Origin of the sequence: Paenibacillus sp. NPDC057934 (assembly GCF_042887565.1) — a bacterium.
GTDB lineage: Bacteria > Bacillota > Bacilli > Paenibacillales > Paenibacillaceae > Paenibacillus_AQ.
Genome location: NZ_JBHVPB010000008.1, coordinates 328,712 through 353,754, shown reverse-complemented (window position 1 = coordinate 353,754; position 25,043 = coordinate 328,712). Strand labels below are relative to the sequence as shown.

The 25,043-nt window shown below is 49.5% G+C and carries 22 protein-coding genes; 15 read left to right on the top strand and 7 right to left on the bottom strand.

The window, feature by feature from the left end; genetic code table 11:
• Positions 1–201: 201 nt before the first annotated feature.
• The 6 genes from ACFVRY_RS20190 (at position 202) to ACFVRY_RS20165 (ending at position 7,244) form a co-directional block, all read left to right on the top strand.
• A complete protein-coding gene (locus ACFVRY_RS20190; protein WP_066376190.1) occupies positions 202–1,122 on the top strand; it encodes an ABC transporter permease in 921 nt (306 codons plus the stop codon).
• Positions 1,123–1,135: 13 nt separating this feature from the next.
• Positions 1,136–2,074: a carbohydrate ABC transporter permease gene (locus ACFVRY_RS20185; RefSeq protein WP_066376197.1), complete on the top strand. Its 939-nt coding sequence runs from the start codon at positions 1,136–1,138 to the stop codon at positions 2,072–2,074.
• 76 nt (positions 2,075–2,150) lie between these two features.
• Positions 2,151–3,725 carry an extracellular solute-binding protein gene (locus tag ACFVRY_RS20180; RefSeq protein ID WP_387502081.1) on the top strand — a complete coding sequence of 525 codons (1,575 nt, stop codon included), beginning with the start codon at positions 2,151–2,153 and terminating at the stop codon, positions 3,723–3,725.
• 119 nt (positions 3,726–3,844) lie between these two features.
• Positions 3,845–5,248, top strand: a complete 1,404-nt coding sequence (locus tag ACFVRY_RS20175) for a glycoside hydrolase family 30 protein (RefSeq protein WP_387502080.1) — start codon at positions 3,845–3,847, stop codon at positions 5,246–5,248.
• 189 nt (positions 5,249–5,437) lie between these two features.
• Positions 5,438–6,151 (top strand): hypothetical protein, encoded by a 714-nt coding sequence (locus ACFVRY_RS20170; RefSeq protein WP_387502079.1) that lies wholly within the window; start codon positions 5,438–5,440, stop codon positions 6,149–6,151.
• Between the two features lie 58 nt (positions 6,152–6,209).
• The gene (locus tag ACFVRY_RS20165) at positions 6,210–7,244 is read left to right on the top strand and encodes a ketoacyl-ACP synthase III (protein WP_387502078.1); all 1,035 of its coding nucleotides are present in this window, start codon (positions 6,210–6,212) and stop codon (positions 7,242–7,244) included.
• Positions 7,245–7,398: 154 nt separating this feature from the next.
• Here the strand turns inward: ACFVRY_RS20165 and ACFVRY_RS20160 are convergent, their stop codons facing one another.
• Positions 7,399–8,415: a LacI family DNA-binding transcriptional regulator gene (locus ACFVRY_RS20160; RefSeq protein ID WP_387502077.1), complete on the bottom strand. Its 1,017-nt coding sequence runs from the start codon at positions 8,413–8,415 to the stop codon at positions 7,399–7,401.
• Positions 8,416–8,690: 275 nt separating this feature from the next.
• Positions 8,691–9,248, bottom strand: coding sequence for a GbsR/MarR family transcriptional regulator (locus tag ACFVRY_RS20155; protein ID WP_387502076.1), 558 nt, complete (start codon positions 9,246–9,248; stop codon positions 8,691–8,693).
• Positions 9,249–9,502: 254 nt separating this feature from the next.
• On the opposite strand from ACFVRY_RS20155, the gene ACFVRY_RS20150 reads away from it, so the two are divergent.
• The 6 genes from ACFVRY_RS20150 to ACFVRY_RS20125 all read left to right on the top strand — a co-directional run bounded on the left by ACFVRY_RS20150 (position 9,503) and on the right by ACFVRY_RS20125 (position 15,354).
• Positions 9,503–10,699 (top strand): quaternary amine ABC transporter ATP-binding protein, encoded by a 1,197-nt coding sequence (locus ACFVRY_RS20150; protein ID WP_175371420.1) that lies wholly within the window; start codon positions 9,503–9,505, stop codon positions 10,697–10,699.
• Positions 10,699–11,532 carry an ABC transporter permease gene (locus ACFVRY_RS20145; RefSeq protein WP_387502074.1) on the top strand — a complete coding sequence of 278 codons (834 nt, stop codon included), beginning with the start codon at positions 10,699–10,701 and terminating at the stop codon, positions 11,530–11,532. The genes ACFVRY_RS20150 and ACFVRY_RS20145 overlap by 1 nt, the downstream gene beginning before the upstream one ends.
• A gap of 15 nt (positions 11,533–11,547) precedes the next feature.
• Positions 11,548–12,411 carry a glycine betaine ABC transporter substrate-binding protein gene (locus ACFVRY_RS20140; RefSeq protein WP_387502072.1) on the top strand — a complete coding sequence of 288 codons (864 nt, stop codon included), beginning with the start codon at positions 11,548–11,550 and terminating at the stop codon, positions 12,409–12,411.
• Positions 12,412–12,655: 244 nt separating this feature from the next.
• A complete protein-coding gene (locus tag ACFVRY_RS20135) occupies positions 12,656–13,258 on the top strand; it encodes a TVP38/TMEM64 family protein (RefSeq protein WP_387502129.1) in 603 nt (200 codons plus the stop codon).
• A 160-nt stretch (positions 13,259–13,418) separates the two neighbouring features.
• Positions 13,419–14,513, top strand: coding sequence for a sporulation protein YunB (yunB, locus tag ACFVRY_RS20130; RefSeq protein WP_387502071.1), 1,095 nt, complete (start codon positions 13,419–13,421; stop codon positions 14,511–14,513).
• Between the two features lie 169 nt (positions 14,514–14,682).
• Positions 14,683–15,354 (top strand): alpha/beta hydrolase, encoded by a 672-nt coding sequence (locus ACFVRY_RS20125; RefSeq protein WP_387502070.1) that lies wholly within the window; start codon positions 14,683–14,685, stop codon positions 15,352–15,354.
• 27 nt (positions 15,355–15,381) lie between these two features.
• Here ACFVRY_RS20125 and ACFVRY_RS20120 read toward each other — a convergent pair whose 3' ends face one another.
• Complete coding sequence (locus ACFVRY_RS20120; RefSeq protein ID WP_387502069.1) at positions 15,382–16,473, bottom strand: M23 family metallopeptidase; 1,092 nt, start codon at positions 16,471–16,473, stop codon at positions 15,382–15,384.
• Positions 16,474–16,767: 294 nt separating this feature from the next.
• Between ACFVRY_RS20120 and lipA the strand changes: the two genes are divergently transcribed.
• Positions 16,768–17,673, top strand: coding sequence for a lipoyl synthase (gene lipA, locus ACFVRY_RS20115; RefSeq protein WP_175371414.1), 906 nt, complete (start codon positions 16,768–16,770; stop codon positions 17,671–17,673).
• A 594-nt stretch (positions 17,674–18,267) separates the two neighbouring features.
• Positions 18,268–19,092, top strand: coding sequence for a YutD family protein (locus tag ACFVRY_RS20110; protein WP_387502068.1), 825 nt, complete (start codon positions 18,268–18,270; stop codon positions 19,090–19,092).
• Positions 19,093–19,201: 109 nt separating this feature from the next.
• Here ACFVRY_RS20110 and ACFVRY_RS20105 read toward each other — a convergent pair whose 3' ends face one another.
• From ACFVRY_RS20105 to ylbJ, 4 genes are all read right to left on the bottom strand, one after another.
• The gene (locus tag ACFVRY_RS20105; protein ID WP_387502067.1) at positions 19,202–20,638 is read right to left on the bottom strand and encodes a S41 family peptidase; all 1,437 of its coding nucleotides are present in this window, start codon (positions 20,636–20,638) and stop codon (positions 19,202–19,204) included.
• Between the two features lie 30 nt (positions 20,639–20,668).
• Positions 20,669–21,847, bottom strand: a complete 1,179-nt coding sequence (locus tag ACFVRY_RS20100) for a stalk domain-containing protein (protein WP_387502065.1) — start codon at positions 21,845–21,847, stop codon at positions 20,669–20,671.
• Between the two features lie 195 nt (positions 21,848–22,042).
• Positions 22,043–22,846, bottom strand: coding sequence for an NAD kinase (locus ACFVRY_RS20095; protein WP_387502064.1), 804 nt, complete (start codon positions 22,844–22,846; stop codon positions 22,043–22,045).
• Between the two features lie 113 nt (positions 22,847–22,959).
• The gene (gene ylbJ, locus ACFVRY_RS20090; RefSeq protein ID WP_387502063.1) at positions 22,960–24,198 is read right to left on the bottom strand and encodes a sporulation integral membrane protein YlbJ; all 1,239 of its coding nucleotides are present in this window, start codon (positions 24,196–24,198) and stop codon (positions 22,960–22,962) included.
• A 450-nt stretch (positions 24,199–24,648) separates the two neighbouring features.
• Between ylbJ and ACFVRY_RS20085 the strand changes: the two genes are divergently transcribed.
• Positions 24,649–25,032 carry a globin domain-containing protein gene (locus ACFVRY_RS20085; protein WP_387502062.1) on the top strand — a complete coding sequence of 128 codons (384 nt, stop codon included), beginning with the start codon at positions 24,649–24,651 and terminating at the stop codon, positions 25,030–25,032.
• The last annotated feature ends 11 nt before the right edge of the window (positions 25,033–25,043 follow it).

Here is a 25,043-nt window from a genome sequence, read left to right as displayed (position 1 = left end):
ACCCTTGATATGACTGGGGCGTGACAGGAAAAAAGAGTGAGTTCGGAAAAGAGTAGTGCTCCTTTTCGCTGAAAAGTGAGTCACATCGGGTATGGTTAGTTGCTGCTTCCCCCGGGGTCTTATAGTATTGGCATTGCAACCGGAGAACAGCACCGGAGAGCGCAATATCTGATAAAGAAGGTCGAGGGAGGCTATACAATTATGTCTGGAAAAGGCGGATTGATCCGGGAGCTTAATCGAAACAAAGTATTGTTTCTGATGGTAGCTCCAACATTGCTGTTTTTCATCGTCTTCAGTTACATTCCTATGGTTGGTGTGTATTACGCCTTTACGAAATTTGATTTCGATGGGGGACTATTTGGAAGCGAATTCATTGGGTTCAAAAATTTCGAGTTTCTGTTTAAGTCAGGCATCCTTTGGGATTTGACGAAGAATACAGTGCTCTACAATCTGGCATTTATTATTCTTGGCAACATCATGCAGATCATCTGTGCGATATTTTTGGCCCAGTTGACCAGCAAATGGTTCAAGAAGACCGCACAATCGCTCATGTTTCTTCCATACTTTCTGTCGTGGGTACTCGTAGGAGCGTTCGTGTTCAACCTCTTCTCCGATCTTGGGGTGGTCAACAGTGTACTGACTCAGCTTGGTCTACAGACTTACGATTTTTACCTTCAGACAGCTCCATGGAAATACATTATCGTGTTCTTCAACATCTGGAAGGGCATCGGTTATGGCACAGTCATTTACCTGGCGGCGATCATGAGCATCAGTGAGGACTATTATGAAGCGGCCAAGATCGACGGTGCCAACATTTTTCAACAGATTCGGCGGATTACGCTCCCACTGCTCATGCCGACCTTTATCCTGCTGATCATGTTCAGTCTCGGCGGTATTTTGAAAGGACAGTTTGACCTCTTCTATCAAATCATCGGTAACAACGGCATGCTGTACGAAGCTACGGATATCATCGATACGTATGTCTTCCGTTCTCTGACGATCAACTTTGATATCGGGATGGGAACAGCTGCGGGTCTGTATCAATCCTTCTTCGGATTCGCTCTCATCATGACGGTGAACTACATTATCAAAAAGACGCACGAAGAATACGCGTTGTTCTAAGGGGGGGATAAGCATGGGTACTGAAGTAGAAAAGCTGCCGGGAGTACGCAGAAAGAAAACCGGCTCCAAGATCAAGCAAGACAAAGCAACCATTGCTTTTAATATTATCGGGTACACGCTGCTGGCCCTGATTTCTATCATCTGTCTGGTGCCCTTTTGGCTGATTGTCGCCGGTTCGTTCACGGATGAGCTGGAGATTATCTCGGAAGGCTTCAAACTGTTCCCGAGCACCATCTCATTCGAAGCTTACCGCTCGGTGTTCAGTACACCGGAACAAATCTACCGTGCATATGGCGTGACGATCGGTGTGACGGTAGCAGGTTCGTTACTGGGATTGTTCCTGACCTCTATGGCAGGTTATGCACTTTCCCGCAAAGATTTTCTCTACCGCAACAGCCTGTCGTTCTTCATTTACTTCACAACCCTGTTCAGCGGCGGATTGATTCCGTGGTATATCATGATGACCAAATACCTGGGTCTCAAAGACAGTTACTGGGCACTGATTCTGCCGCCATTGCTTAGTGCCTGGAACATCATTCTGATGCGCAGCTTCATGAAGTCTATCCCGGAATCCATAGTGGAATCTGCCAAAATCGATGGTGCAGGGGATTTCCTAATTTACCGGAAGCTCATTCTGCCGCTCTCGACGCCGGGTCTTGCGACTATCGGATTATTCCTAGCTCTCGGTTACTGGAACGATTGGTTCAACGCCAACATGTTCATCACAACCGGTGATAAATATCCGCTGCAATTCCTGTTGTACAAAATTCTGTCCAGTGCCGCGGTGCTACAGACGAATAATGGGTCGTATCTGGCGGCCAATGTTGTTCCACCTACCGAAACACTTAAGATGGCTGTGGCTGTTGTGGTTACAGGGCCTGTCGTTCTGCTCTATCCGTTCGTTCAGCGTTATTTCGTGAAGGGACTTACAGTAGGAGCTGTTAAAGGTTAGAACCGGATCTCCGGCTAACATAGCATGAAGTTTGAACAATAGTGGGTTCAATGAGACAAACTTTAAGGAGGAGTCAATGATGAGAAAGGTAACCAAGAGATTAACGCTCGTACTTGTCATGTCTTTACTGATCTCGCTGCTCGCAGCCTGCGGGGGCGGTAACAACAACAGTGCGGCGCCGGAAAAAGAGAAAAACAACGGTAATACCGCACCGGTGCAAGGTGAAGCAGGCCCGGACACGTCGAAGAAGGTCAAGTTGACTTGGTATCTGGTTGGTGATGCCCATAAGGATCAGGACAAGATTGTTGCAGAATGGAACAAAATGCTTGAGAAGGATCTGAACACAACGGTTGACCTGAAGTTTACAACGTGGAATGACTGGCTAACCAAATACAACCTGCTACTGACCTCCGGCGAGAAGATTGACATGATCTTCGCTTCCAACTGGGCGGATTTCTACAAGCTGGCTAAACAGGGCGCATTCAAGAATTTGAAAGATCTGCTGCCAACTTATGCGCCAGTAACTTGGGCCAATGTACCGAAGCAGGACTGGGATGCAGTAACGGTAAGTGATGGTATCTTTGCTGTACCGAACACGAATCCTGAATATACGCCACTTGGCTATGTTTATCGTGAAGACTGGCGTAAAGAGCTCAATCTGCCAGAGTTTACGGATCTGAATTCCATCGAGGCCTATATGGATGCTGTTAAAACACAGAAGAAAGTGACGCCGATCAACGGTGCTGCTTATGAGAACGTCAATGACCTGTTCAAGTTCTGGACAGATACACAAATGATTACCGGTGAGATCATTGGTGCAACTTCCTATGCGACACCACGCGATATTCAGATCATTCCGTTCACGGATCAATACGAAGCTTGGGTTAAGAAAATGAAAGAATGGGAGCAGAAGGGCTTCTGGAACAAGAACTCGCTGTCCTCGAAACAGGAAGCCGGCGACTTCATCAAGACGGGTCAAGGTGCGATCTACTGGCGTAACCCGTCCAGTGCGGGCGGATTTATCAACGAAGTGCAGGCTAAAGGCCTCAAAATGGAAATAGGGTTCTTCCCGTTCACCCGCTTCCATAACTATGTCATTCCTACATTGCCGATTGCGAACGGTATGGCGATTCCAAAGAGCTCGGATAATGCGGAACGTTCCTTGATGGTACTCGATAAGCTGCGCAATGATCCTGCTTACTACAACTTAATGACTTATGGTATCGAAGGCACGCACTGGGCAAAAGGTGATGATGATAAGACCATTGTCATTCCGGCACCAGGTGTTGACCTGAACGTTACACCACGCTATGACATCGCAAGCTGGGGCTGGCGTGTAGAAGAGAACATTAAGAAAGAAAAAGGCGGCTGGGAAGGCCTCGACAAGCTGAAGGAAGAATTCAAACCGATCAGCAAGCCGGATATTCTTGGACAGATTTATCTGGATTACGATCCGGTCAAAACCGAGCTGGCTGCTGTTAACCAGGTATTTGAGCAATACGGAAGACCGCTGATGTTAGGCTTGACCTCTGATGTGGATGCATCCTTGAAAGTTTACCGCGATAAGCTGAAAGCGGCTGGTGTAGAGAAGCTGCTTGCTTACGTGCAAGGCGAAGCCAACAAGTATTTTGATGAAAAAGGAATCCAATAGAACAGGTGCCACGGGTTGGTAGTACCTAACGGTGCTGTCACCCCAGTACTTAAGGGAGCGGCGAATTTATTCGCCGCTTTTTTCTTGAATACGTAAGAGAACAAGGAGAGATGACTGCAATGAACTATGAGAACAAACCGGTAGAAACGGTGGAAGTCTGGTTCAGCTCGGAGCAGGACCCGGGCAAGGAAAGCTGGTTTAAGGGTCCGCAAGAGCATACATATCACCTGAGTCAACAATCGGATTTGAGTTGGGTCGTTCCCAGCCCGATTGAAGATGAAGAGCTGACCACCCTGATTGTATCGCCGGAACTTACCTATCAGAAGATTCTGGGTATTGGAACCTCGCTGGAAGAGACGAGCGTTTGCAATTTGTCGCTGATGAGTGCAGACAAGCGGGAGAGCGTCCTGAAGCAGCTCAGTCATGCTGAGGATGGCATCGAGTTCAATCTGTTTCGCATTACCTTGGGAACCTCTGATTTTACAGCCGAGCGATTCTATACGTATGATGATATACCTGATGGGGAGAGTGATTTTGAACTGAAGCATTTTTCGATTCAAAAGGATATCGACCTCTCCATCATCGCCACGATTAAGGAACTGCTGGCGCTGGCGCCAGACACGCTGCTGTTCGCTTCACCGTGGAGTCCTCCCGCTTGGATGAAGACAAGCGGGAGCCTGAAGCGCGGCCGCTTGAAGGAAGGCCGCGAGTATACAGATGCCTTGGCGAAGTATTATCGCCTGGCCATTCAGGCGTATCGGGAGCAAGGCATCCCGATCTATGCCATGACCCTGCAGAACGAGCCGCTGCTGGAAACGGATTATCCGAGCTGCCATATGACGCCGGAACGGCAGAAGGAGCTGGCAGTAGCGCTGGCGAGGGAATTCGCAGCGCATGGAGTGGAGACAAAGCTTTGGATTTTCGACCATAACTTCGGCGAGGTCTGGAACTATGTGGCGCCGATTCTGAATGATGTCAAAGCCGGCGCCGGGGTTCACGGTATTGCGCTGCACGATTATGAAGGCGATCCGGAGGTCATGAGTGAAATTCATGCCGCTTACCCCGATAAGCCAATCTATCTGACGGAGCGCTCGCTCTGGGGAACGAGTGGCGCGGACCGGATGGCCCGCTACTTCCGCAATTATGCCAGCAGCTATAACGCCTGGGTCACAATGCTTAACAGCCGCATTGCCCCTCATCAGTGGTTAGGGACGCCTGGACCAACGATGTTTATCCAGGATGCCAATGAAGCAGACCGCTACTGGAGAACCCCGGAGTATCATCTGCTGGGCCAGTACAGTAAGTTTGTCCGGCGGGGGGCTGTTCGAATCGGTAGCAGCTACGGCTCTGTCGACACCGTCACTAATGTAGCATTCCGCAATGAAGATGGCTCGCTAGTGGCTGTGGTTATTAACCAGACGCAATCGGAGCAGTCCTTCCGTATTCTGTGCGCTGGCCGGCAGTTCACGGCAGTGCTTCCTCCGAAATCGGTCGGAACGTATCGTTGGTGGGATCGAGGTTAATCCTTAGTCACAGTATAAAGCTTATATCATCAAGCCCTTCCCGTCCCTTTGAGGATGCGAAGGGCTTTTGTGCGGATGGAGAGGGCGAAGCCTGCCCATTGTGTTTGAATCCTTAGAGCGGCTATATTATGCTATATAGATTGATAAGACATTATGAGGAGAAACGTTACGGAGGAGAGGAGCATGCGGATGAAGAAGAGAGCGGCAATGATTGTGGGGATGATCCTCATGCTCGTGTTATTGTCAGGCTGTGCGAAAGGGACTGCGCATGTTACGGTTCACAAAAATGGCAGTGTTGACCTTGCTGTTCATGTGAAGCTGGATTCCCGCACAGACTCGCTGATTAGTGGCAAAGCTGAACAAATGCTGACAGACAAGCTGGCGGAGTCAGGTATAGATCTTCACAAGGTGCAGGATGGCAAAGACGTGGACTATCAGTTCATCAAAAGCTATTCCTCTGTAGAGGAGATGAAAGTGCAGCCCAGTGACGGTATGAGCTTAGTGGATACCAAAGTCATTACAGACCCCAAATGGCTGTACACCAAATATGATCTGGAGGTCCAACCCAAGCTGAGTGCTTACTCTGAGCAGATTATAGACAGCCTTGGGATGCTAAATGTCCCCAAATCGTTTGTGCGGATGTTTATGGAGAGCTTTGCTTTTGATTTTCAATTGACGCTGCCGGTGAATGTCTATGGGCCGAACAATGCTACCTCACAGGATGGCCGGACCTTGACCTGGCACATGTCACTCGGAAATCCCGAGCCGCTTAAACTGGTGGTTTATGCACCTAATATCAAGAATATCGTCATCACATTAGTAGCTGTTATCGTGATTCTGGTCTTGTTGATTACGTTGTGGTTCCGCAGAAAAAGAGGCCGGGATACGCGTAAATTGGCATAATCCCAGTTGCAAATGAATGAGTTCATTTGTTATAATTAGTACCAAGTACTAACACTAGATGCTAAATAACGGGGTGAATGAATTGACAGGTGCGAAGATTACAGCTATCGGGACCTATGTTCCCGCGCAAAGGCTCACCAATGCCGATTTGGAGAAGATGGTAGATACCAATGATGAGTGGATCGTCCAGCGAACGGGTATCCGGGAGCGCAGAATCAGCCGCAAGGATGAATTCACCAGTGATTTATGTGTAGCTGCTGCAGAGGATTTGGCGAAGCGGTATGGAAAAAATCTTCAGGATGTAGACATGATAATTGTCGCTACAAGCACACCTGACTTTCCTTTTCCCTCCGTGGCTGCCTTGATACAGAATCGCCTAGGGATTTCGCAGACCGCTGGAGCCATCGATCTGAGTGCAGCTTGTGCCGGATTTGTGTACGGACTGCATATGGCCAATGGTCTTGTGACTTCCGGACTGCATCGCAAGGTGCTGGTGCTGGGTGCGGATTCTCTTTCTAAAATTACAGATTACACTGACCGCAGTACCTGTATCCTGTTCGGTGACGGGGCGGGAGCGGTGCTGGTGGAAAGCGGGGCCAGTTCTACCGGGTTCCTCGGCTTCCATATGGGAAGTGACGGCAGCGGTGGGCATCATGTATACCGTACAGGGCTGTCCTCTAAGATTGAAGATATCGAGCTTGTGGATACCAAGCTGCTTGTGCAGAATGGGCGAGAGGTATTCCGCTGGGCGGTTCGGACCGTACCACAGGGTGTGGAGCAATTGCTGGCCAAGGCAGGGACGACACTTGCAAAGGTAGACTGGTTCATTCCACACAGCGCGAACCTGCGGATGATTGAGCCGATTTGTGAGCGAATGAATTTCCCGCTGGAACAGGCGCTGTACAGTCTCGTTCATTTCGGGAACACGTCAGCCGCTTCTATCCCGTTGGCACTTGATCTGGGCATCCGGGAGGGCAAGGTCCAGAATGGTCAGACTGTCCTCATGTACGGTTTTGGCGCAGGGCTGACGCAGGTCGGGCAATTGGTAAACCTGGAGCTGGATGAACAAGTGGCTGAGCCTACGCCGTTGTAAGTTGATCTTGTTATAAAAAGCGCAGGGGGCCTATTCCGCCCCCGCTACGCTAATATAAATAAACAGCCTGCCCCCGCATACTATCATGCTAGGACAGGCTGTTTGGCTTTGCCGCCGCCAATTCTCCTGGCTGGTGGCAAAAGAGATGTCATCCTTAATCGTGCAGGTGGCTGCCACAGGATTCGCGGATGATGAGTGCCGGCTCCACAACGAAGGAGCCGCCCTCGGACTGATTGTTGATCAGGTCGTAGAGCATATGAGCAGCGAGAATCCCGAGCCGTTCTTTGTTCTGGCGGATCGTCGTCAGCGTTGGTGTCGTGTATTTACAGGCTTCAATGTCGTCGCAGCCGATCATAGCAATATCCTCTGGTATGCGTAGTCCATGTTCCTTCAACGCACGGATCGCGCCGAGCGCCAGCAAGTCGGAGGCGGCGAAGATGGCCTTAGGCAAAGGGCCGGACTGAATCAATCTCTGCATGGCATCATAACCGCTAGGTTCGAAGAAATCGTCGCCATGAACGAACCAGTTCTCGTTAATAGTCATGCCAAAGCCCTCAATGGCTTTAATATATCCGGCTTCCCGCTGGTTTGAGATATCCGAATTGGCCGTGCTTCCGATAAAACCAAGCTCCCGGTAACCAAGCAGGTAGAAATGCTCGACAACCTTGGAGGAGATCTGATAGTTATCCGACGTCACGTACCCCGATTTTTTACCCTTCAGCTCCAGATCTACCCCGATACAAGGAATGCTACTCATGTCCAGTTCCTGAATGGCCGGCTCCATATGTTCTCCTGAAATGATCACACAGCCGTCTACATGAAAATGAACACAGCGGGAATAGTAATCGCCGCCGCTTAAGAATTTCTCATTGGAAAAGAAGATCAGATCATAGCCGAGCACACCCATCTGTTTCTTAAAGGCATTGAGCACGGCAAGAAAAAAGGGATGGGTGAAATCGACATTCAGCTCCCCGGCAAAAATAACACCGATCAGGCTGGATTTTTTGGTCGCCAGCGTCTTGGCGGAGTTGGAAGGGGAGTACCCGGTTTGTTCGATGATCTCCATCACTCGTTGCTTCGTTTTTACGGAGACATCCGGGTAATTATTCATAATCTTGGATACCGTTGAGACCGATACGCCAGCCATTTCGGCAATTTTTTTGATGTTCAACTGCAATGAAAAAGCCACCCTCCGGCTATAAATAAAAATCTGAAAAGGGCTGTTTGTCAGCGCTTTCTTTAGTCGCATTTACAAGTGAAATCTGGCACGAAAACAATTATATTTAAGTTTATGCTGAATACCAGGGCAAGTCAAACGATAATGTTAGACCAGTGAACAATGTATACACTTACAAAAGCTGGATCATACACCTGCTACAAAAAAAGGGGTTCCCGCACAGCCATGCATAAATTGGCTGACAGGAACCCCTAATCATTGTGGCCGTGCTACGTTTCTTTAGGAATCAACTCGAAGATTTTACCACTTTCCAGTGCTTCAATCAGCTTCAACAGCCAGCGGTAATACTTAACCGCCTCTCCGATCTTTTCCTCGTCGTTATCCAGCAGCTTCAGCAGCTCTGCGTCATCGCTGTACTCTGCCTTCATATCCTTGATTTCATTCATGGATTTGGCTAAAGCATTCATGTTTCCCTCAACGGCTTTTCTCCATTTAATGGAGAAGTAATCGCTGAAATTCTGATGCCAGTCTGGAACAACCTCGAACAGATCTTTACGCGTGCCTTTTCCCCATACTTTATCAATCATTTTAAGGTCCAGCAGGGTACGGACGCCTGTACTCATGGATGTCTTGCTCATCCCCATAGTTTTGCTAAGCTCGTCCAGCGTAACCGGACCCTGATTAAAGTACATATACCCGTATAAATGCCCGATAGACAGGGTGATACCGTATAAGTCCATATTTTTACCGATGGAATCAATGACTCGTTCCCGGGCTTTGCTGATTTTCTCGATTTGTTCGGGCGCAAGCCCTTCTAAATCATTCATGATGTCCCTCCTGAGGATTAGGCTAATAGACTGCAAACCTCTACTGTGTATTGTAATCAAATCATGGTTAATAAGTAAAGAATTCGTGACGAAAGGAATATGGCGTAAAACAGAGTATTCTTAGTGTATAGTTTGTAAAGTTAAAACTGTACACTAATTTTTATCCGATTATGCGCTTTGCATCTTTTTTCATAAGTCCGGTAGACTATTAGAAGTGAACTAACCCGATACAGAAACGGGAGAAGGAGGTCAGCATGCCTATTATAGAGGTGAAACAGCTAACCAAAGTATTCGGTCATGATGCGGGGCGTGCGCTTCCATTATTAGAACAAGGGTGGTCCAAAGAGAAGATCGCTCAGGAAGTCAAGCTGACTGTCGGTGTCAATAAGGCCGAATTCAGTATTGAAGAAGGAGAAATATTCGTCATTATGGGGTTGTCAGGTAGTGGTAAATCAACCCTGGTTCGTTTGCTGAACCGTTTGATTGAGCCTACTGGGGGGCAAGTTCTTTTTAAAGGGAACGATGTAGTTGGGATGAACCCCGAGCAGCTTCGGCAGTTCCGGCGCAAGAATATCGGTATGGTATTCCAGAAATTTGCGCTGTTTCCGCACCGGACGGTGCTGGCGAATGCGGAGTATGGCCTTGAAGTGCAGGGCGTGGAGAAAAAGAAAAGAACCGAGCTCGCCATGCAGGCCCTGGAACTTGTGGGTCTGAAAGGCTGGGAGCATCATCGCCCGGATCAGCTCAGCGGCGGGATGCAGCAACGGGTTGGTTTGGCCCGCGGGCTAGCCAATGATCCAGATATTCTGCTCATGGATGAAGCGTTCAGCGCTCTTGATCCACTGATCCGCAAGGATATGCAGCAGGAACTATTGGAGCTTCAGGCCCGAGTGAAGAAGACGATTGTGTTCATCACGCATGATCTGGATGAGGCGCTGCGGATTGGTGACCGGATCGCGCTGATGAAGGATGGCGTCATCGTGCAGATTGGCACGCCAGAAGAAATTCTGATCCAACCTGCCAATAAATACGTGGAACGTTTTGTAGAGGATGTGGATCTGTCCAAGGTACTGACCGCTGCGCATGTGATGCGCCAACCAGAGATGGTCAGACCCGAGCGCGGTCCCCGCGTGGCGCTGCAATTAATGCGCGATAGTGGCGTGTCCAGTCTATATGTAGCAGATAAAGAAATGAAGCTCCAAGGTGTTATTACGGCCGAAGATGCGGCCCAAGCGATTAAAGAGAATAAAACAATACTTGAAGTGCTGCGGCGGGAGATCCCCCGTGTGCACCCCGATACCTTGCTCAATGATTTGTTCGAGCTGATGTCGGAGACACATTTGCCGGTAGCTGTAGTGGATGAATCCGATCGACTCAAAGGAATTGTCATTAAAGGTGCCGTTCTTTCAGCGCTTGCCGGCAACGCAGTTCCGGAAGGAGAGCACGTGTAATGAACATTCCTAAGATACCACTGGGACAAGGTGTTGAATGGCTCGAAAAATGGCTGACGACCTATTTTGGTCCCGTGTTTGATGTTATACATGCAGTAATCGGCGGCATGGTGAAAGGAATCGAGAATATGCTCACATTCCTGCCAGCGTTTGTTCTTATCGTGATTATTGCTGCCCTGGCTTACTGGATTGGCAAATGGAGAATGGCACTATTTGCGGTCATCGGCCTGCTGCTGATCGAAAACCTCGGTTTATGGGGGCCTTCGATGCAGTCACTGGCGCTTGTTCTGACCGCTTCTATTCTGGCGGTGCTGATAGGCGTACCTATCGGAATTCTATGTGCGCAGAGTAATGCGGTGAAGAATACGATTACACCTATTCTGGACTTTATGCAGACGATGCCAGCCTTTGTGTATCTTCTGCCTGCGGTATCCTTTTTCTCGCTGGGTGTAGTTCCGGGTGTAATTGCTTCAATTATCTTTGCCATCCCGCCAACGATTCGCCTGACGAATCTCGGGATCCGGCAAGTCTCGCCTGAACTTGTAGAGGCGGCTGATGCCTTTGGTTCGACGCCGTCACAGAAGCTGTTCAAGCTGCAATTACCGATCGCATTGCCGACGATTATGGCGGGGATTAACCAAACGATCATGTTATCTCTGTCGATGGTTGTCATCTCGTCGATGATCGGTGCGCAGGGTGTTGGGGCACTGGTTTACCGTGCGGTATCGCAGGCGAAGACTGGAGCGGGCTTTGAAGCAGGGATCGCCATTGTGGTGATTGCCATTCTGCTCGACCGTTTGACTCAGAACGCATTGAAACCAAAACAAAGATAGGAGTGTTACCTTATAATGAAGAAAAAAAGCTTAGGTTTGATGCTGACAGCCTTATTAGTCGCGGTTCTCGCCGGATGTTCGGCAGAGAGCAATGATAAGGTAAAACTAGCTTATGTAGCATGGGATTCGGAAATTGCCAGTACAAATGTAGTTAAGGAAGTGCTGGAATCGAAGCTCGGAGTCAATGTTGAGATGCTGCAGGTGGATGCCGGACCAATGTGGGCCGGAGTGGCAGACGGCAGTGCGGATGCCATGGTTGCTGCCTGGTTGCCAGGTACGCATGCTTCCTATCTTGAAAAATATGGGAATGATATCGAGGATCTCGGCGTAAACTTGAATGGAACAAAGGTTGGGCTTGCCGTTCCGGCTTATATGAACATCCAATCGATTGAGGATTTGAAGAATGCCGAGACGGGAGCCGAACTGGATCATAAAATTATCGGTATTGAGCCTGGAGCGGGAATTATGACCACTACGGAAAAGGCGATCGAGTCCTACGGACTTGGTGATTATACGCTGGTGGAGAGCTCTTCTGCTGCTATGGCACAAGAACTGCAGAAAGCTTATAAGAACAACAAACCTATCGTCGTGACAGGCTGGACACCGCACTGGATGTTTGCCAATATGGATCTCCGATATTTGGAAGACCCGAAGAATGTGTATGGCGGTGATGAACAAATTCATACCATGGTCCGCAAAGGCTTGAAGGATGATATGCCGAAGGTCTACAAGTTTCTCGATCAATTCGAGTGGACACCGGAGGATATGGCTGAGGTGATGGTGCAGATTCAGGGCGGCAAGTCGCCTGAAGAGGCAGCAAAGGCTTGGGTAGAGAGCAACCCCGATAAAGTAGCGACCTGGACAGCAGGGATCGAATAACTGCTTTTGCAGATATTTTGAAGATGTGCTATGATAAAAATCAATAGATACAATTTTGTAACCTTTGTAGAATGACTGTTCCTGACATGTAATCTATATATCACGTTATATTCAATAAACACCCCGTAAAGGGGTGTTTTTCTTGGGAATCTGTATGGAAGTACCAGCTTTTTCAAGGGAATGGATCGTATTTAAGGATGCAGCCTGTAAGGAGTGAAGAGAGGAGAATACTCCATTGACAGAGATGATAAATTCATGGATAGATTGGCTGCTGCAAACCCTTGGCCTGACGGGGCCTTATGTTTTGCTTGTTACGGTTCCTCTGACGCTGCTGCAAAGTCTATTTGGTTTTTTCCCTCTTGCCATTCTGATTGTACTCCATGTGTCAGTATTCGATGTAATTGGCGGAATGCTGATCAGTTGGCTGGCCTGCAATCTGGGTGGAATTCTGGTGTATTTTCTGTGCCGGCGGTATCTGTTCGATTGGTTTGACCGCAAATGGAGAAAGAAACTGAAGCGTTATGATAAATGGCAGCGTAATATGGATCGTTACGGTATCTGGACCCTTGTGCTGCTGCGCACTATTCCCATTATTCCAAGCAATATCATCAACCTGATGTCGGCGGTCTCGCCGCTTTCTACAGCCTCATTCATTTGGGGAACAGTGCTCGGTAACCTATCCTATATCTGGCTGTTCGGGACGCTGAGTTCTACGCTAATTGTGCCCAAGGAAGAGTGGGGCGTCTACTTGACCTGGTATTCGGTGTTTATGGTGGTTCTGATCGCTGTTTTTGTCAGAAGGCATTGGGATCATTTGCAGGAAGATAAGCGGAGCCGTATGGGCTGAGAATGATTAGAGTATGATCAGAGGATTGACCTATGTCAAAATAAAGAAGAACGTTATCCCGCAGGTCTAGCGGGTGGCGTTCTTCTTTTTTGTCCTTCTCCCGAATATCTTATACTAAGCGGCGGCTTGACCGCCGGGCCAGGCGGGAGGGATAAACGCAATGGGCAGAAATAAAAAATGGGGGAGCCGGCGGATCCGAATGCCCGACTTCGGCCGCATACGGCTGCCTAAAATTAGCTGGGACAGTATTCCACGCCCGGCTGGAAGAAGTCCGGCCTTCAAGGCACGGCCCAGCAAGACGACGTCCATCCGGCCGCAGTCTGCACGATTTGAGGCCAAGCGGAGCAGGCGTTCTGCAAGATTGTTCAGCCGTAGGGAACGGCAACCGTCATCCAGTGCAGGCACCCGAGGGAAGTCAGGCAGTAGGCGCAAATTCTGGTTGATCCTCTCGTTGTTGCTACTGCTTGGATTATTCCAGAGTATCCGGTATGTGGAGCAGCATTTGAAGCCCCCAATCGTGCATCTAGCGCAGATTCGCGTCAAGCAGATCGCCACAGAATCCATCAACAAGGCCATTACTTCTCAGGTAGCCAGCGGCGGTAATGCCGAAGAGCTGATTGATTGGAAGACAGACAAAAACGGAAAAATATCGGGATTCATGCTAAATTACGCTGAACATATGAGAATCACCTCTCAAGCAGCGACTGTCATACAATCCACCCTACAGGAATTGCATAACAAACGGGAGCGAATTCCGCTCGGGCAGGCGTTGGGCAGTCCACTGATTGCTTCCTTTGGTCCGGATATTCCCATTACGATTGAACCGCAAGGCGCAGTCAAAGTAGAACTAGCTACACGGCAGAAAAATGCCGGAATTAACATGATTCTGGTGGAGGTCTATATCCATATCGTGACCGAGGTGGCCGTTGTCATTCCGTTTGACATGCAGCCACAGGTGGTGGATACAGAGATTCCTGTATCGTATCTGATGGTCGTAGGAGATGTGCCTATGTATTACTATGACAATCAAGGTCAGCCTGTCGGGCAGAACGGCAGCAGTGCACCTGGCATTGCTATTCCGGCGCCGCAAATTGGCGGGGAGAAGGAAGATGCTACCGTTCATGGTAACGAGAACAGCGGTAGTGTGGATACCGGTACCCCTGTCCCTACGGCCATTCCGGAGATCAGCGGGAGTGGCAGTGCGCCAACCAATAACACCAGCGGTGTGAGTAGCGGTACGGCAAATTCGCATTGACACAGAACGAGTTAATACGTTGTTCGACTAAGAGCCATTAGCACGCTGAACATAGAAAAGCCACAGACCGCCGATTCGGCGGTCTGTTTGGCGTTGTGCATAGAAAATAAAGGGAAAACACAAGCTATGATCATATTGACCCAATAACCCAAGGAAAAGGGGGAGCGTTATGGATAGCTGCTTGTTCATCCACGGTTTCACAGGAGGCGAGCATGAGATTGCTCCGTTGTCCCGCTATATGGAGCAGCATCATTACCGTTCCCGGACATTCACATTGAAGGGACATGGGGGAACAAGAGCGGATTTGCTTAAGACGAGCCGGCATGACTGGCAACAAAGCGCTGAAGATGAGCTAAATACATTGCTGGAAAGTAACAAGCGAGTGCATCTGATTGGTTTTTCTACTGGAGCGCTAATCGCTTCTCATCTCTCAGTACGCTATAAGGAGCGGGTTCATTCGCTGACCCTACTGTCGACGCCTGTGTTTCCGCTGAATCTTGTGGAAATGTTCAAGACGCTGGGCAACCCTGTCATGCTCAAGCAATATATCAGCAAAATCCGCACCACACCGCCGAAGGCCACGAGGGAGTTCCAGCGACTGGTTCGAGAGAGCTTTGAGATCTATCCGCATATTGAGACGCCGACCCTGATTGTGCAGGGCAAACGGGATCATTTGGTCAAAACCAGAAGCGCCAGTTATCTTCACCATACGATTCCCTCGACCTGCAAGCAGATGCTTATCGCTGGTAAGAGTGGACATATGCTGTGCCACGATGATGATAAGGACGAGACGATGCGGGAGGTGTTGCAATTTATCCAAAGCACGGGAACTGAAAGATAAGTTCACTCCTTATTAAAAACTGGTGTCCTATTTATTTTTCTTTCGCAGCGCTCGATACTCCTGGTTCTCCCATTGTTTAAGCAATGGATAAGGATCAAACGCCCACTCGGTAATCCCTCTGTCTTTGTAAATGCCAAAATGCAAATGTGGAGGGAATTTCCCTTGTGTGCCTGGACTGCCATAGCCCGAGCTGCCGACCCAACCGATCGTCTGGCCTGGCTCTACAATATCTCCCTGCGCGAGCTTCTTGTCATACCCCGTCAGATGGGCGTAGTAATGGTAGCGGTTATCGCTATCGCGTATCCCGATCCTCCAGCCGCCATAGCGGTTCCATCCCTTCGTTTCCACAATGCCGTAGCAAGTACTGCGTACCGGCGTACCGTGCGGAGTGAACAGGTCGGTACCTTCGTGAATACGCGCTCCACCCCAGCTACGGCCCGTGCCCCAAGTGCTGCGGTAGGCATACGTATTTCCTAATGGTAGTGGAAAAGCATTTCCGGACAAGTCCAGCCGCCCGAAATGCTCGTACAGTTTAGCGAATTGGTTAATTCGCTGCGAGGCTCGGCCATTATGGTAATACTCCCAAATCGCGATACTGAAATCGCTGGGAGACTGTCCATAATGCAGCAGATGGCGGGCCATGCTATAGAGTACATCTGCATCATTTCCAGGGTCGGCCCGGCCGTCCCCTGAGCCGTCGGAGCCAAAGCCGCCGAAGAAGCTGATGGATCGTGGTGAAGTGTCCTCCTGATCAGGATTCAAAGGTCCTGACCATAGGGGAGGTGGGAAGGTGATTCCGGTCAGTTTGGTGGGATGCTGGGGTGCTGTTTTGCTTTTTTTGGCGATGGTGCGCTCATATTGATCAATGGCCGCAAAACGGAACCAGGGGATGCCAGTTGCTGCACTGATCTGCTCATATAGTTCTCGGCGAGCCGACAGTAAAGCGGCTTTATCGGTGGGAATGACATCCGTTTTGGAACTCAACGATGTTGGGGTGCTTTGTCTTCCCATACTGGCCGCTTGTGCAGCGGGAAGATGAAGTCCGCCCCATAGAATGGTGGCTGCAGATAAGCACCAGAATGATTTTTGCGCCAGAAGATTGTGAAACAGAGACCGCATAGGACTACCTCCTTTGTCCGGGCATGGTGTTTGTCTTGGAGTGAACCCACTACTGCCTTAATAAAGGGCCGTTTAGTGTCGCTCTTTTACTATAGATTGAAGCAAATGTGATCGTTTTATCCGTTCTTGCCTAAAGGTACCAGACATACCAAGAGTGCCTTTTGGGCCGTGGGTATTTCTGCCTTGGATTTTTCACAAAAACAGGCATTACCCCGGCGCACATGCTATAATATGAGGCAGCAACTTTAACGCGGCAATCGATTATTACACAGGCGAAAGTGGGGGTTATCTACTTTGACTACAAAAGGCGCTAAACAACCCAAGCCGGATTGGATTAAAATCAAGCTAACAACCGGTGATAACTACCAGGATATTAAAAGCATGATGCGTTCTAAAACTTTGCATACGGTATGCGAGGAAGCTCGCTGTCCGAACATTTATGAATGTTGGGCTAACCGGACAGCAACGTTTATGATTTTGGGTGATATCTGTACGCGTGCCTGCCGGTTTTGCGCGGTTAATACTGGTATGCCAACAGAGCTGGATCTGCAAGAACCTGAACGTGTGGCCGAAGCCGCAGAAAGCATGGGTCTTCGCCACTGTGTTGTGACAAGTGTAGCCAGAGATGATCTGAAGGATGGCGGTGCCCGGATTTTTGCCGAGACGGTTGCGGCGATTCGTAAGCGTCTTCCTCTCTGTAGTGTGGAAGTGTTAATCCCCGACTTCCTGGGTGACCGGGATAGCCTGGAGATTGTAATGAACAGTAAGCCTGATATTCTAAATCACAATATTGAAACCGTAGAGCGGATGTCTGACCGTGTGCGGGCCAAAGCCAAATATCGCCGATCCCTAGAGCTGCTTAAACGTGCTAAGGAGATGCAGCCTGAGATTCCTACCAAATCCAGCATCATGTTAGGTGTAGGGGAGGAGTGGGACGAGATACTTCAGGCGATGGACGACCTTCGTGCCGTGGACTGCGATATTCTCACACTTGGTCAGTACTTGCAGCCTTCACCGAAGCACCTGAATGTGGAGAAATACTATCCGCCTGAGGAATTTGCCCGGTTGAAGGAAGAAGGCATGAAGCGTGGCTTCAGCCACGTTGAATCTGGCCCGTTAGTGCGCAGCTCCTACCATGCGCATGAGCAGGTCAAATCCGCTGCTAATGCTCGTGAGGAGCGCGCGGTAACTCTGGGCTAGCCGTGACGAAGTCACGAAGGCTCTAAGCTGTTAGGTATCCGTGACGTAGTTACGAAGGTTTTCGGCTGTTCGGTTTCCGTGACGTAGTCACGAAGGTTTTCAGCTGTTCGGTTTCCGTGACGTAGTCACGAAGAAGTTTTAAATCTCTTATGTTTCCCGTGATGTAGTCACGAAGAAGTTTTGAATCTTTTATGTTTCCCGTGACGCGGTCACGAAAAATGATGGAGAGCTGAAAGAGCGACAGCGATTTGAAGCTCTCCAATAAACTAAGCATAGCGAGGCGAGGCCAACGGCCAGCGGAGCGAGCGCAAGGCAGCTAAGGAGCGTTAGCGCACTTAGCTAGTCCCCCTGTGCTCCCACGCTAGCGTTGATGGAGTCATGGAGGGAATTTTGGAACTGGAGGAGCGAAAGCGCTCGTCTAAAAGCTTTCCGGAGGAAAGCTAGCTTCGGAAGCAGACGCTGTGGTCCAATTTCAACCGCATAGCGGTTACAAATGAAGAAATTGGACCACAACAGCGACCGTAAGTCCAAAATTCCCGCAATGACGGCCGATCAACGCTCCCCTCCTCTAATGAAAGGCAGGCGACAAATAGCTTGATCGTTATAGGCGGAAAAGGCTACGAGCTGGTGCTGGACCACAAAGACGGATGGAATCCGGAGGCTTTTCGCGGGAGATACAGCGAAGTGCTGGAACGATACGATTACATCGTTGGCGACTGGGGTTACAGCCAATTGCGTCTGAAGGGCTTTTACCGGGACAATCATCCAAAGGTTAACCGGGATACAGCAATTTCAGGCATGGTGGATTACATTAATGAATACTGCAATTTTGGCTGCGCCTATTTTGTGCTGCAAAAATCGAAAGAACAGCCAAAAGAAGGCACATACAAGGATATTCTGATCAAAGATCCGCAGATTCAGATTGCGGAGAATGAGTCATCAGAAGAGATAACAGAAGAACCGGCTGTTCGTCAAACGTCGGCCCGGGAAAATACAGGCCGTGAGCATTCTGGAAGATCTAATTCCAATGCTTCTAAAGAAGCGTCCGGAAGAGACAACCAGGCGAAGGATAGACCTGTCCGGGAGCATCAAAGCAAGAATCATCGTGCTAAAGAGGGACAAGGTAAGAAACCGGGTCGGGAACGGGATCGTGACTCCCAAGGAAAGCGGGAAGGGCAGCCGCCAAGCGGTCAGCAGAACCCACAGAACGCTCCAAAGCCTCAAAACCAGCAAAACCAGCAAAACCAGCAAAACCAGCAAAACCAGCAAAACCAGCAAAACCAGCAAAACCAGCAAAACCCGCAAAACCAGCAAAACCAGCAAAACCAGCAAAACCAGCAAAACCCGCAAAACCAGCAAAACCAGCAAAACCCGCAAAACCCTCAAGGTTCCCAAGCTTCTCAGGACCCGCAGGGTTAAGCAGGGCTTGGAAAGACCGTGCACCTTCTAATATCATTTATGTAATCAAAAGGGACTGTTCCACTGTAGTAACACTACAGGAGAACAGTCCCTTAAGTTTAGATATTATTTATTTTACAGATAATTTCAATTTGTTCTGGGTAGCATTATAGGTCCAAGCCAGTGTAGGGAACTTCTGCTTGAAGGCGTTCAGATCAATGTAGGTCTCGCCATCTTTGGAGAGGGCAGCCTTAGTGGCGATGGAGAATCCAGAAGACACACCTGCAACGTTGGTTACGACAACTTTTTTATTCTTAGCGTCCCATGCGATTTCACCCTCCACGAGAGCAGAAAGCACGCGTGCAGAAGCATAGATAGTGTTCCCCTGCTTGATCAAGCCAACGTTGCCGGCAAAAGGAACGCCATTGATATCCAGAATATGATTATCCCCTGAGGCTTCAACCGTGGACAACCCCGCAATTTTAAGTGCGGTGATCAGCTGTGCCGTTTTACCCTGCACTTCAATGGTCGGAGTAAGTCCGATATGGTTAAAATCTTCCTTAGTAGGCGTCAGATATTTCTGTGTGGTCAGCTTAAGCATGTCGCCATTGGACATGGGCAGAAGACTCTGGATGCGTGCCTTCCCGAAGGAACGTGTACCGACAACGGTGGCAATCTTGTTATCCCGCAGCGCGCCGGTCAGGGCTTCAGAAGCACTGGCTGTATAAGCGTTTGTTAGAATAACAACCGGCACTCCTATTTTGCTACCATTCGTAATCGTTACCGGAGTCAGCTTACCACTTTGGTCGGAGGTGTACATCATGATGCCCTTGTCCATGAACATGGAAGCAATGTTGTAGGCGGAATCCATATAGCCCCCCACGTTATCACGAAGATCCAGCACCATGGATTTCATCCCTGCCGTGCGCATCTTTTTCAATACTTGGGCAAATTCCTCGTCTGCAGTTTGGGTAAAGCCGCTCAGGCTGACATAAGCAATTTTGGGGCCGATGATCTGTCCGGTGACGGCAGTCGAAGCAATCTCTTCTCGCGTCACGCGAATGGATTTGGAAACCCCGTCACGCAGAACGAGCAGGGTCACTTTGGTCCCTGGCGCTCCGCTCAGCTCATCGCCTTCTGTCTCTTCGACGGGTACGCCATCCACTTTGAGGATGACATCGCCACGTTTAAGACCGGCTTTCTCCGCAGGTGATCCTGCAATAACCTCTTCAATATATAGCTCAGTAGCTGTATATTGCAGTCTGACCCCGATGCCTACAAATTCAAGATCAACCTGATGGGAGAAGTCAGCCGCCTCGTTGGCATCGAAATATTGGCTGTACGGATCATCCAGCGTGTTGACCATGCCATCGATGGCGCCGCGGATCAAAGTATCCTTATCTACACCTGAAAGATTATAGTTCTCCAAATATTGCATAACTTCGTTGATGAGGTCCTCATTCGAGGCCGCCTTGGCAGATTCGGCTGCTGAAGCAACCGGTGCCAGCACAAGCGTCAAGGCCAGGCAGCCGCTAAGAAGAGCGGTCATAACTTTTCCGGATTTCATAAAATGCACACGCCCTTTTTATAGATAATTTTAAAGTTGCTTGTTGGAAACCACATAGCTGGTGTCGATGGTCCATGCTCCATTGGCCGATTTGGATAGAACGTAGATCGACCCCGTCTGGAAGCTTACCTTCTCGCTTGCTTCTTTTACCTTGCTCTCGACATAGACTGCGGCTTCTCCGGCATTATAGTAGAAGATATTGGAGACAACCGGAGTATAAGTAATATCATAGGAATCGAAGAACTCTTCGAAATCACCTATAAGGGAATCGTCATTTTCTGCTCCGTTTGACGTCATTGTTGAAACAACCTTCTTGGCATCTTTCTCATTCATGAATTGGAAATATTGCGTAAGGTTGTTCAGAATGGCTACGGAATCGTCTTGAGGCACATTCGCGGGCTTCAGGCCTTGCTCACGAGTCAGGAGAACAACGTTGTTCTGACTTTCTACCTCGGAGATTTTCCATTTTCCACCTAGTCGAACAAGGGTGTACAAATATTCGTATTGCTGATCAGGGAAGTAAGTTCCTCCTGTCCGGCGGTTTGTTTCCGTTGTATAGACCGTTGCTTCATTGGTTTTTAAATCGATGATTTCAACATTATCAATAGTAGTGCTTTGATCGTATCTCTTAAATTGTTCCTTGAGGTCTGCGATGGAATCATCGCTAATGGAGTCCGGATCAATCAGGGAGTAGTATTTCTCGGCATTTTTTTCGTTGTGGTACTTATTGGCCAGTTTGATCACATCTGTAATCGCTATGGCTTCGGCAGCGGGGTCAGAAGTTGAGGCCTTAATGTTGACCGTACGAGAGGATGGATTCCATACGGCAGTGCCGCCTGTTGCTTCAGCTATGAAACGCAAGGGTATGTAAGTGGTTCCTGCCTTGGCTACAGGTGCAAGGGGGAGCTTGGTAGCTGTTCCGTTAACCATGGCTACCTTGCTGCCAATTTTGAGACTGACGGACAGGCTCTTTCCTGTACCTGTGACGGTCCCGGTCTTGGCATCCCACAGTACCTTAAGCCCCAGTTTTTCGAAAACAACCCGGAAAGGAACCAATATGGTGTTATTCTGCAGATAAGGAGCCCCTGAGGCAAAAGGGACTTTGCTGCCATTAATGTAGACTTCAATCGGTTTCTCGGCCGCGAAAGCGGGAATGGCCATAACGAGGGCAAGCAGACCCGCGGCCATAATGGATAATAATTTTTTCAACAGATTCTCTCCTTTGATATGGAACACTTTGTAAAATAGGCTCATTATACCATTTGAATTCTCTCTAGTCTATCGAATCATGTTAGCTGTAATCCATAGTTTTGTCAGCATGAAAAAGCCGGAGATAAAGTCATCCCCGGCCCTTGTGTTTAGTAGAATTATGCGGGTCAAAACTGGGCCGTCCCGGTGTTTGACCTAGACGAGAAAAGCTTCGCGAACACGGTTCCAGAATGGGAACGGGCGGTAGCGGGCAAAGCTGATTTTTTTGGCGGATACCTGACAGCGCACTGAAATCAGATCATCGATCGGTATATTGACATGGTCTACTGTTAACAGCAGACGCTGCTCTTTGCGTGAAAAGATATCGGTGTGATGATGCTTCGGCAGCAGTAGTGGTGAACCCATCGTGCGGAACACACGATTGTTGATAGAAGCAATTTCTGAAATCTGCAGGGCCTCAATGGTAGGGTGAACCATAGCACCGCCAAGGCTTTTATTATATGCGGTACTGCCGGAAGGGGTGGAGATACAAATTCCGTCCCCCCGAAACATCTCAAACGACACGTCATTAATGTCAATCTGGATGACTACGGTACCATCCACCCCTTTAAGGGTAAATTCATTCAACGCAATGTGGGAGGTGGACCCGGATTTTTTGTGAATTTCCAGTTCTAACAGAGGGTACTGCACAATTCTCGGCTTAGTCGGATTTCCTTCTCCTGCCCCACACATATAGTCGATCAGGGTAGGCAACTCCTGCGCCTTCCAGTCCGCATAGAAGCCGAGGTGGCCTGTATGCACGCCTACAAACGCCAGATTCGGAATGCGGTCGATAAAGGTGTGGAAAGCATGGAGCATCGTGCCGTCGCCGCCAATCGAGATGACAATCTCCGGGGACTCGGCATCCAGCTCCAGGTTTCGCTCCGCCGCCAGCTTGTGAAATTGCTCCGCAAGATTGATGGACAGTTCATCACCGCGGTCCAGAACATAATATCTCAAGATGTACAGGCTCCTTTGTTTAATTCAGTCATACACCGATCATAATCAATCTTGATGCGGAACACAATATTTGAGGGTGTAAAAGACTAAAGCTGACCGCAGAGCTTCAGCGGTCAGCCCTTGCGGTGCAGTCGCGCCAGGGACACCACCAGCGCCAGCAAGAGGGCAACGGCCAGGAGTAGGCCGAGCAATACAAGGCTCGCGCCGAGGGCAGAGCCTGCTGTTGAGAGTGAGGCTGCGGGCGGCCAGTGGCTCCAGGCCGCCGCCAGCCGGCCGCCAGTGGCGGGCTGCCACAGCAGCAGGGCGAGACTGGCGGCAAGCACGCCATGTACCAGGCGTGCGATCATGAACGGCAGGTAGCGCAGCCCCGTGCCGTTCAGAATGCTTGCAACCTGGGCGTGGACAGATAGGCCACCCCAGGAAAGGATGAAGGCGGCGGCTGCAATTTTGAAATGAAGCGGCACGGCAGATACTGTTTCCCCGGCAGAACGGACGCCGAGGGTGACCTCGAAGAATCCGCCGACCAAAGCTTGCGCCAGCTCTGGCGGAAATCCGATCAGGGACAGCAAGGCTCCAACAAGAGTGAAGAGAGAAGACATGATACCGGCGCGCGATAGTAACTCCATTAGCACGCTGAAGAATACAACTAGGCCTCCGACGACAATAATAAGTTTTAAAGAGGACTGAATAGCATCCTTCATGATCTCACCTAGACTTCGGCCATCCCTGCGCCGGGCATCTGCCATGGCAGACAGTGCAGAACGGAGCCTGCCAATACCTTGTCCCGTGTGGGGCTGCTCAGGTGCAGTGATGGAGAGTTCCGGGGGGGACTCGGCCCTCCGGCCGTGAAGAGACATCAACAATCCGACAAGCAGCCCGCCGCCATAATGAGAAATGGCCAGAATTAGGCCCAAAGACGCGTCGTGAAAAAATCCGACAGAAACCGCGCCAAGCAGAAAAATAGGATCGGAAGAGGTGGTGAAGGCCACTAGCCGTTCTCCTTCTACCCGAGTAATCAAGTTCTGCTCACGGAGCTTGGCGGTTAATTTGGCGCCAACGGGGTATCCTGAGACGTATCCCATAGCTGCTACGAAACCTCCGCTTCCCGGTATACGAAACAGCGGGCGCATCAACGGATCAAGCAGAGTACCAAAGAGATGGACCACACCAAAGCCCAGCATCATCTCGGAGATGACGAAGAAAGGGAACAGCGACGGAAACAGAACATCCCACCAGATGGAGAGTCCGCGCAGTGCAGCGGTAAGGGATGATCCGGGGTGCACTAGCATCAGTAGCATGCAGCCCGCCAGCCCGAAAGCAAGCAAAGGGCCACCTATTCTTTTCATGATCATGATCTACGCCTCCAGGTCTATTGCTAAGAAGGTATGCAAAAACAGGGACAAACAGCACAAAAAAGAAGGACAAAAGACACAAAAAAACAAGGAAAGCGGTTACAAATAGCTGTGCTTTTCGGTTGAATTTGTGATATTATAAAATTAATCAATACAACACCGCTGTACATCGGATAATTAGGGATGGAGTGATGGTGATGAGCATAGTTGCCGGAGTGCTGGTTTGTGCTTTTGTATATGTAATCCGTGCTTCCCTCGTCCCTCCTGGTGATGAGGACTTTCGGACCTATTGAATATGTAATGATGGCGCTAAACAATCGTTTAGCGTCTTTTTTGTCTATGCACAGTGTGCAAGATTTGAAGTCCTCCGGACAGATATCATTGTGGGCTCTTTTTTTGGTATAATGAAAAGGTCGTTACATTATTATGGAAGAAAGCTGGTACCCTTCAATGAATCCAAATGACAGTATATATGTTAGCCTGGGGGGCGCTGAAGGTCTTCACCGCCTGGTGGAGGTCTTCTACAGCAAAGTACAGGCCCACCCACAGCTTGGCCCATTGTTCCCCGAGGACATTACGCCTGTCCTGGAGAAGCAGTATCAATTCCTGAGCCAATTCTTTGGCGGCCCTGCGCTCTTCTCTGAGCTTCACGGGCATCCCATGATGAGAGCACGGCATATGCATATTCCGATTACCCCGGAGCGTGCAGAGGAATGGCTGCAGTGTATGAAAGAAGCGCTAGAGGAGAGAGAAGTGGAGGAGTCGCTGCGTGCTTTTGTATTAAATCGCCTGGCTGGCCCTGCGCATCACTTTGTGAACATGCCCCAAGAATAAGATAAGGTTTT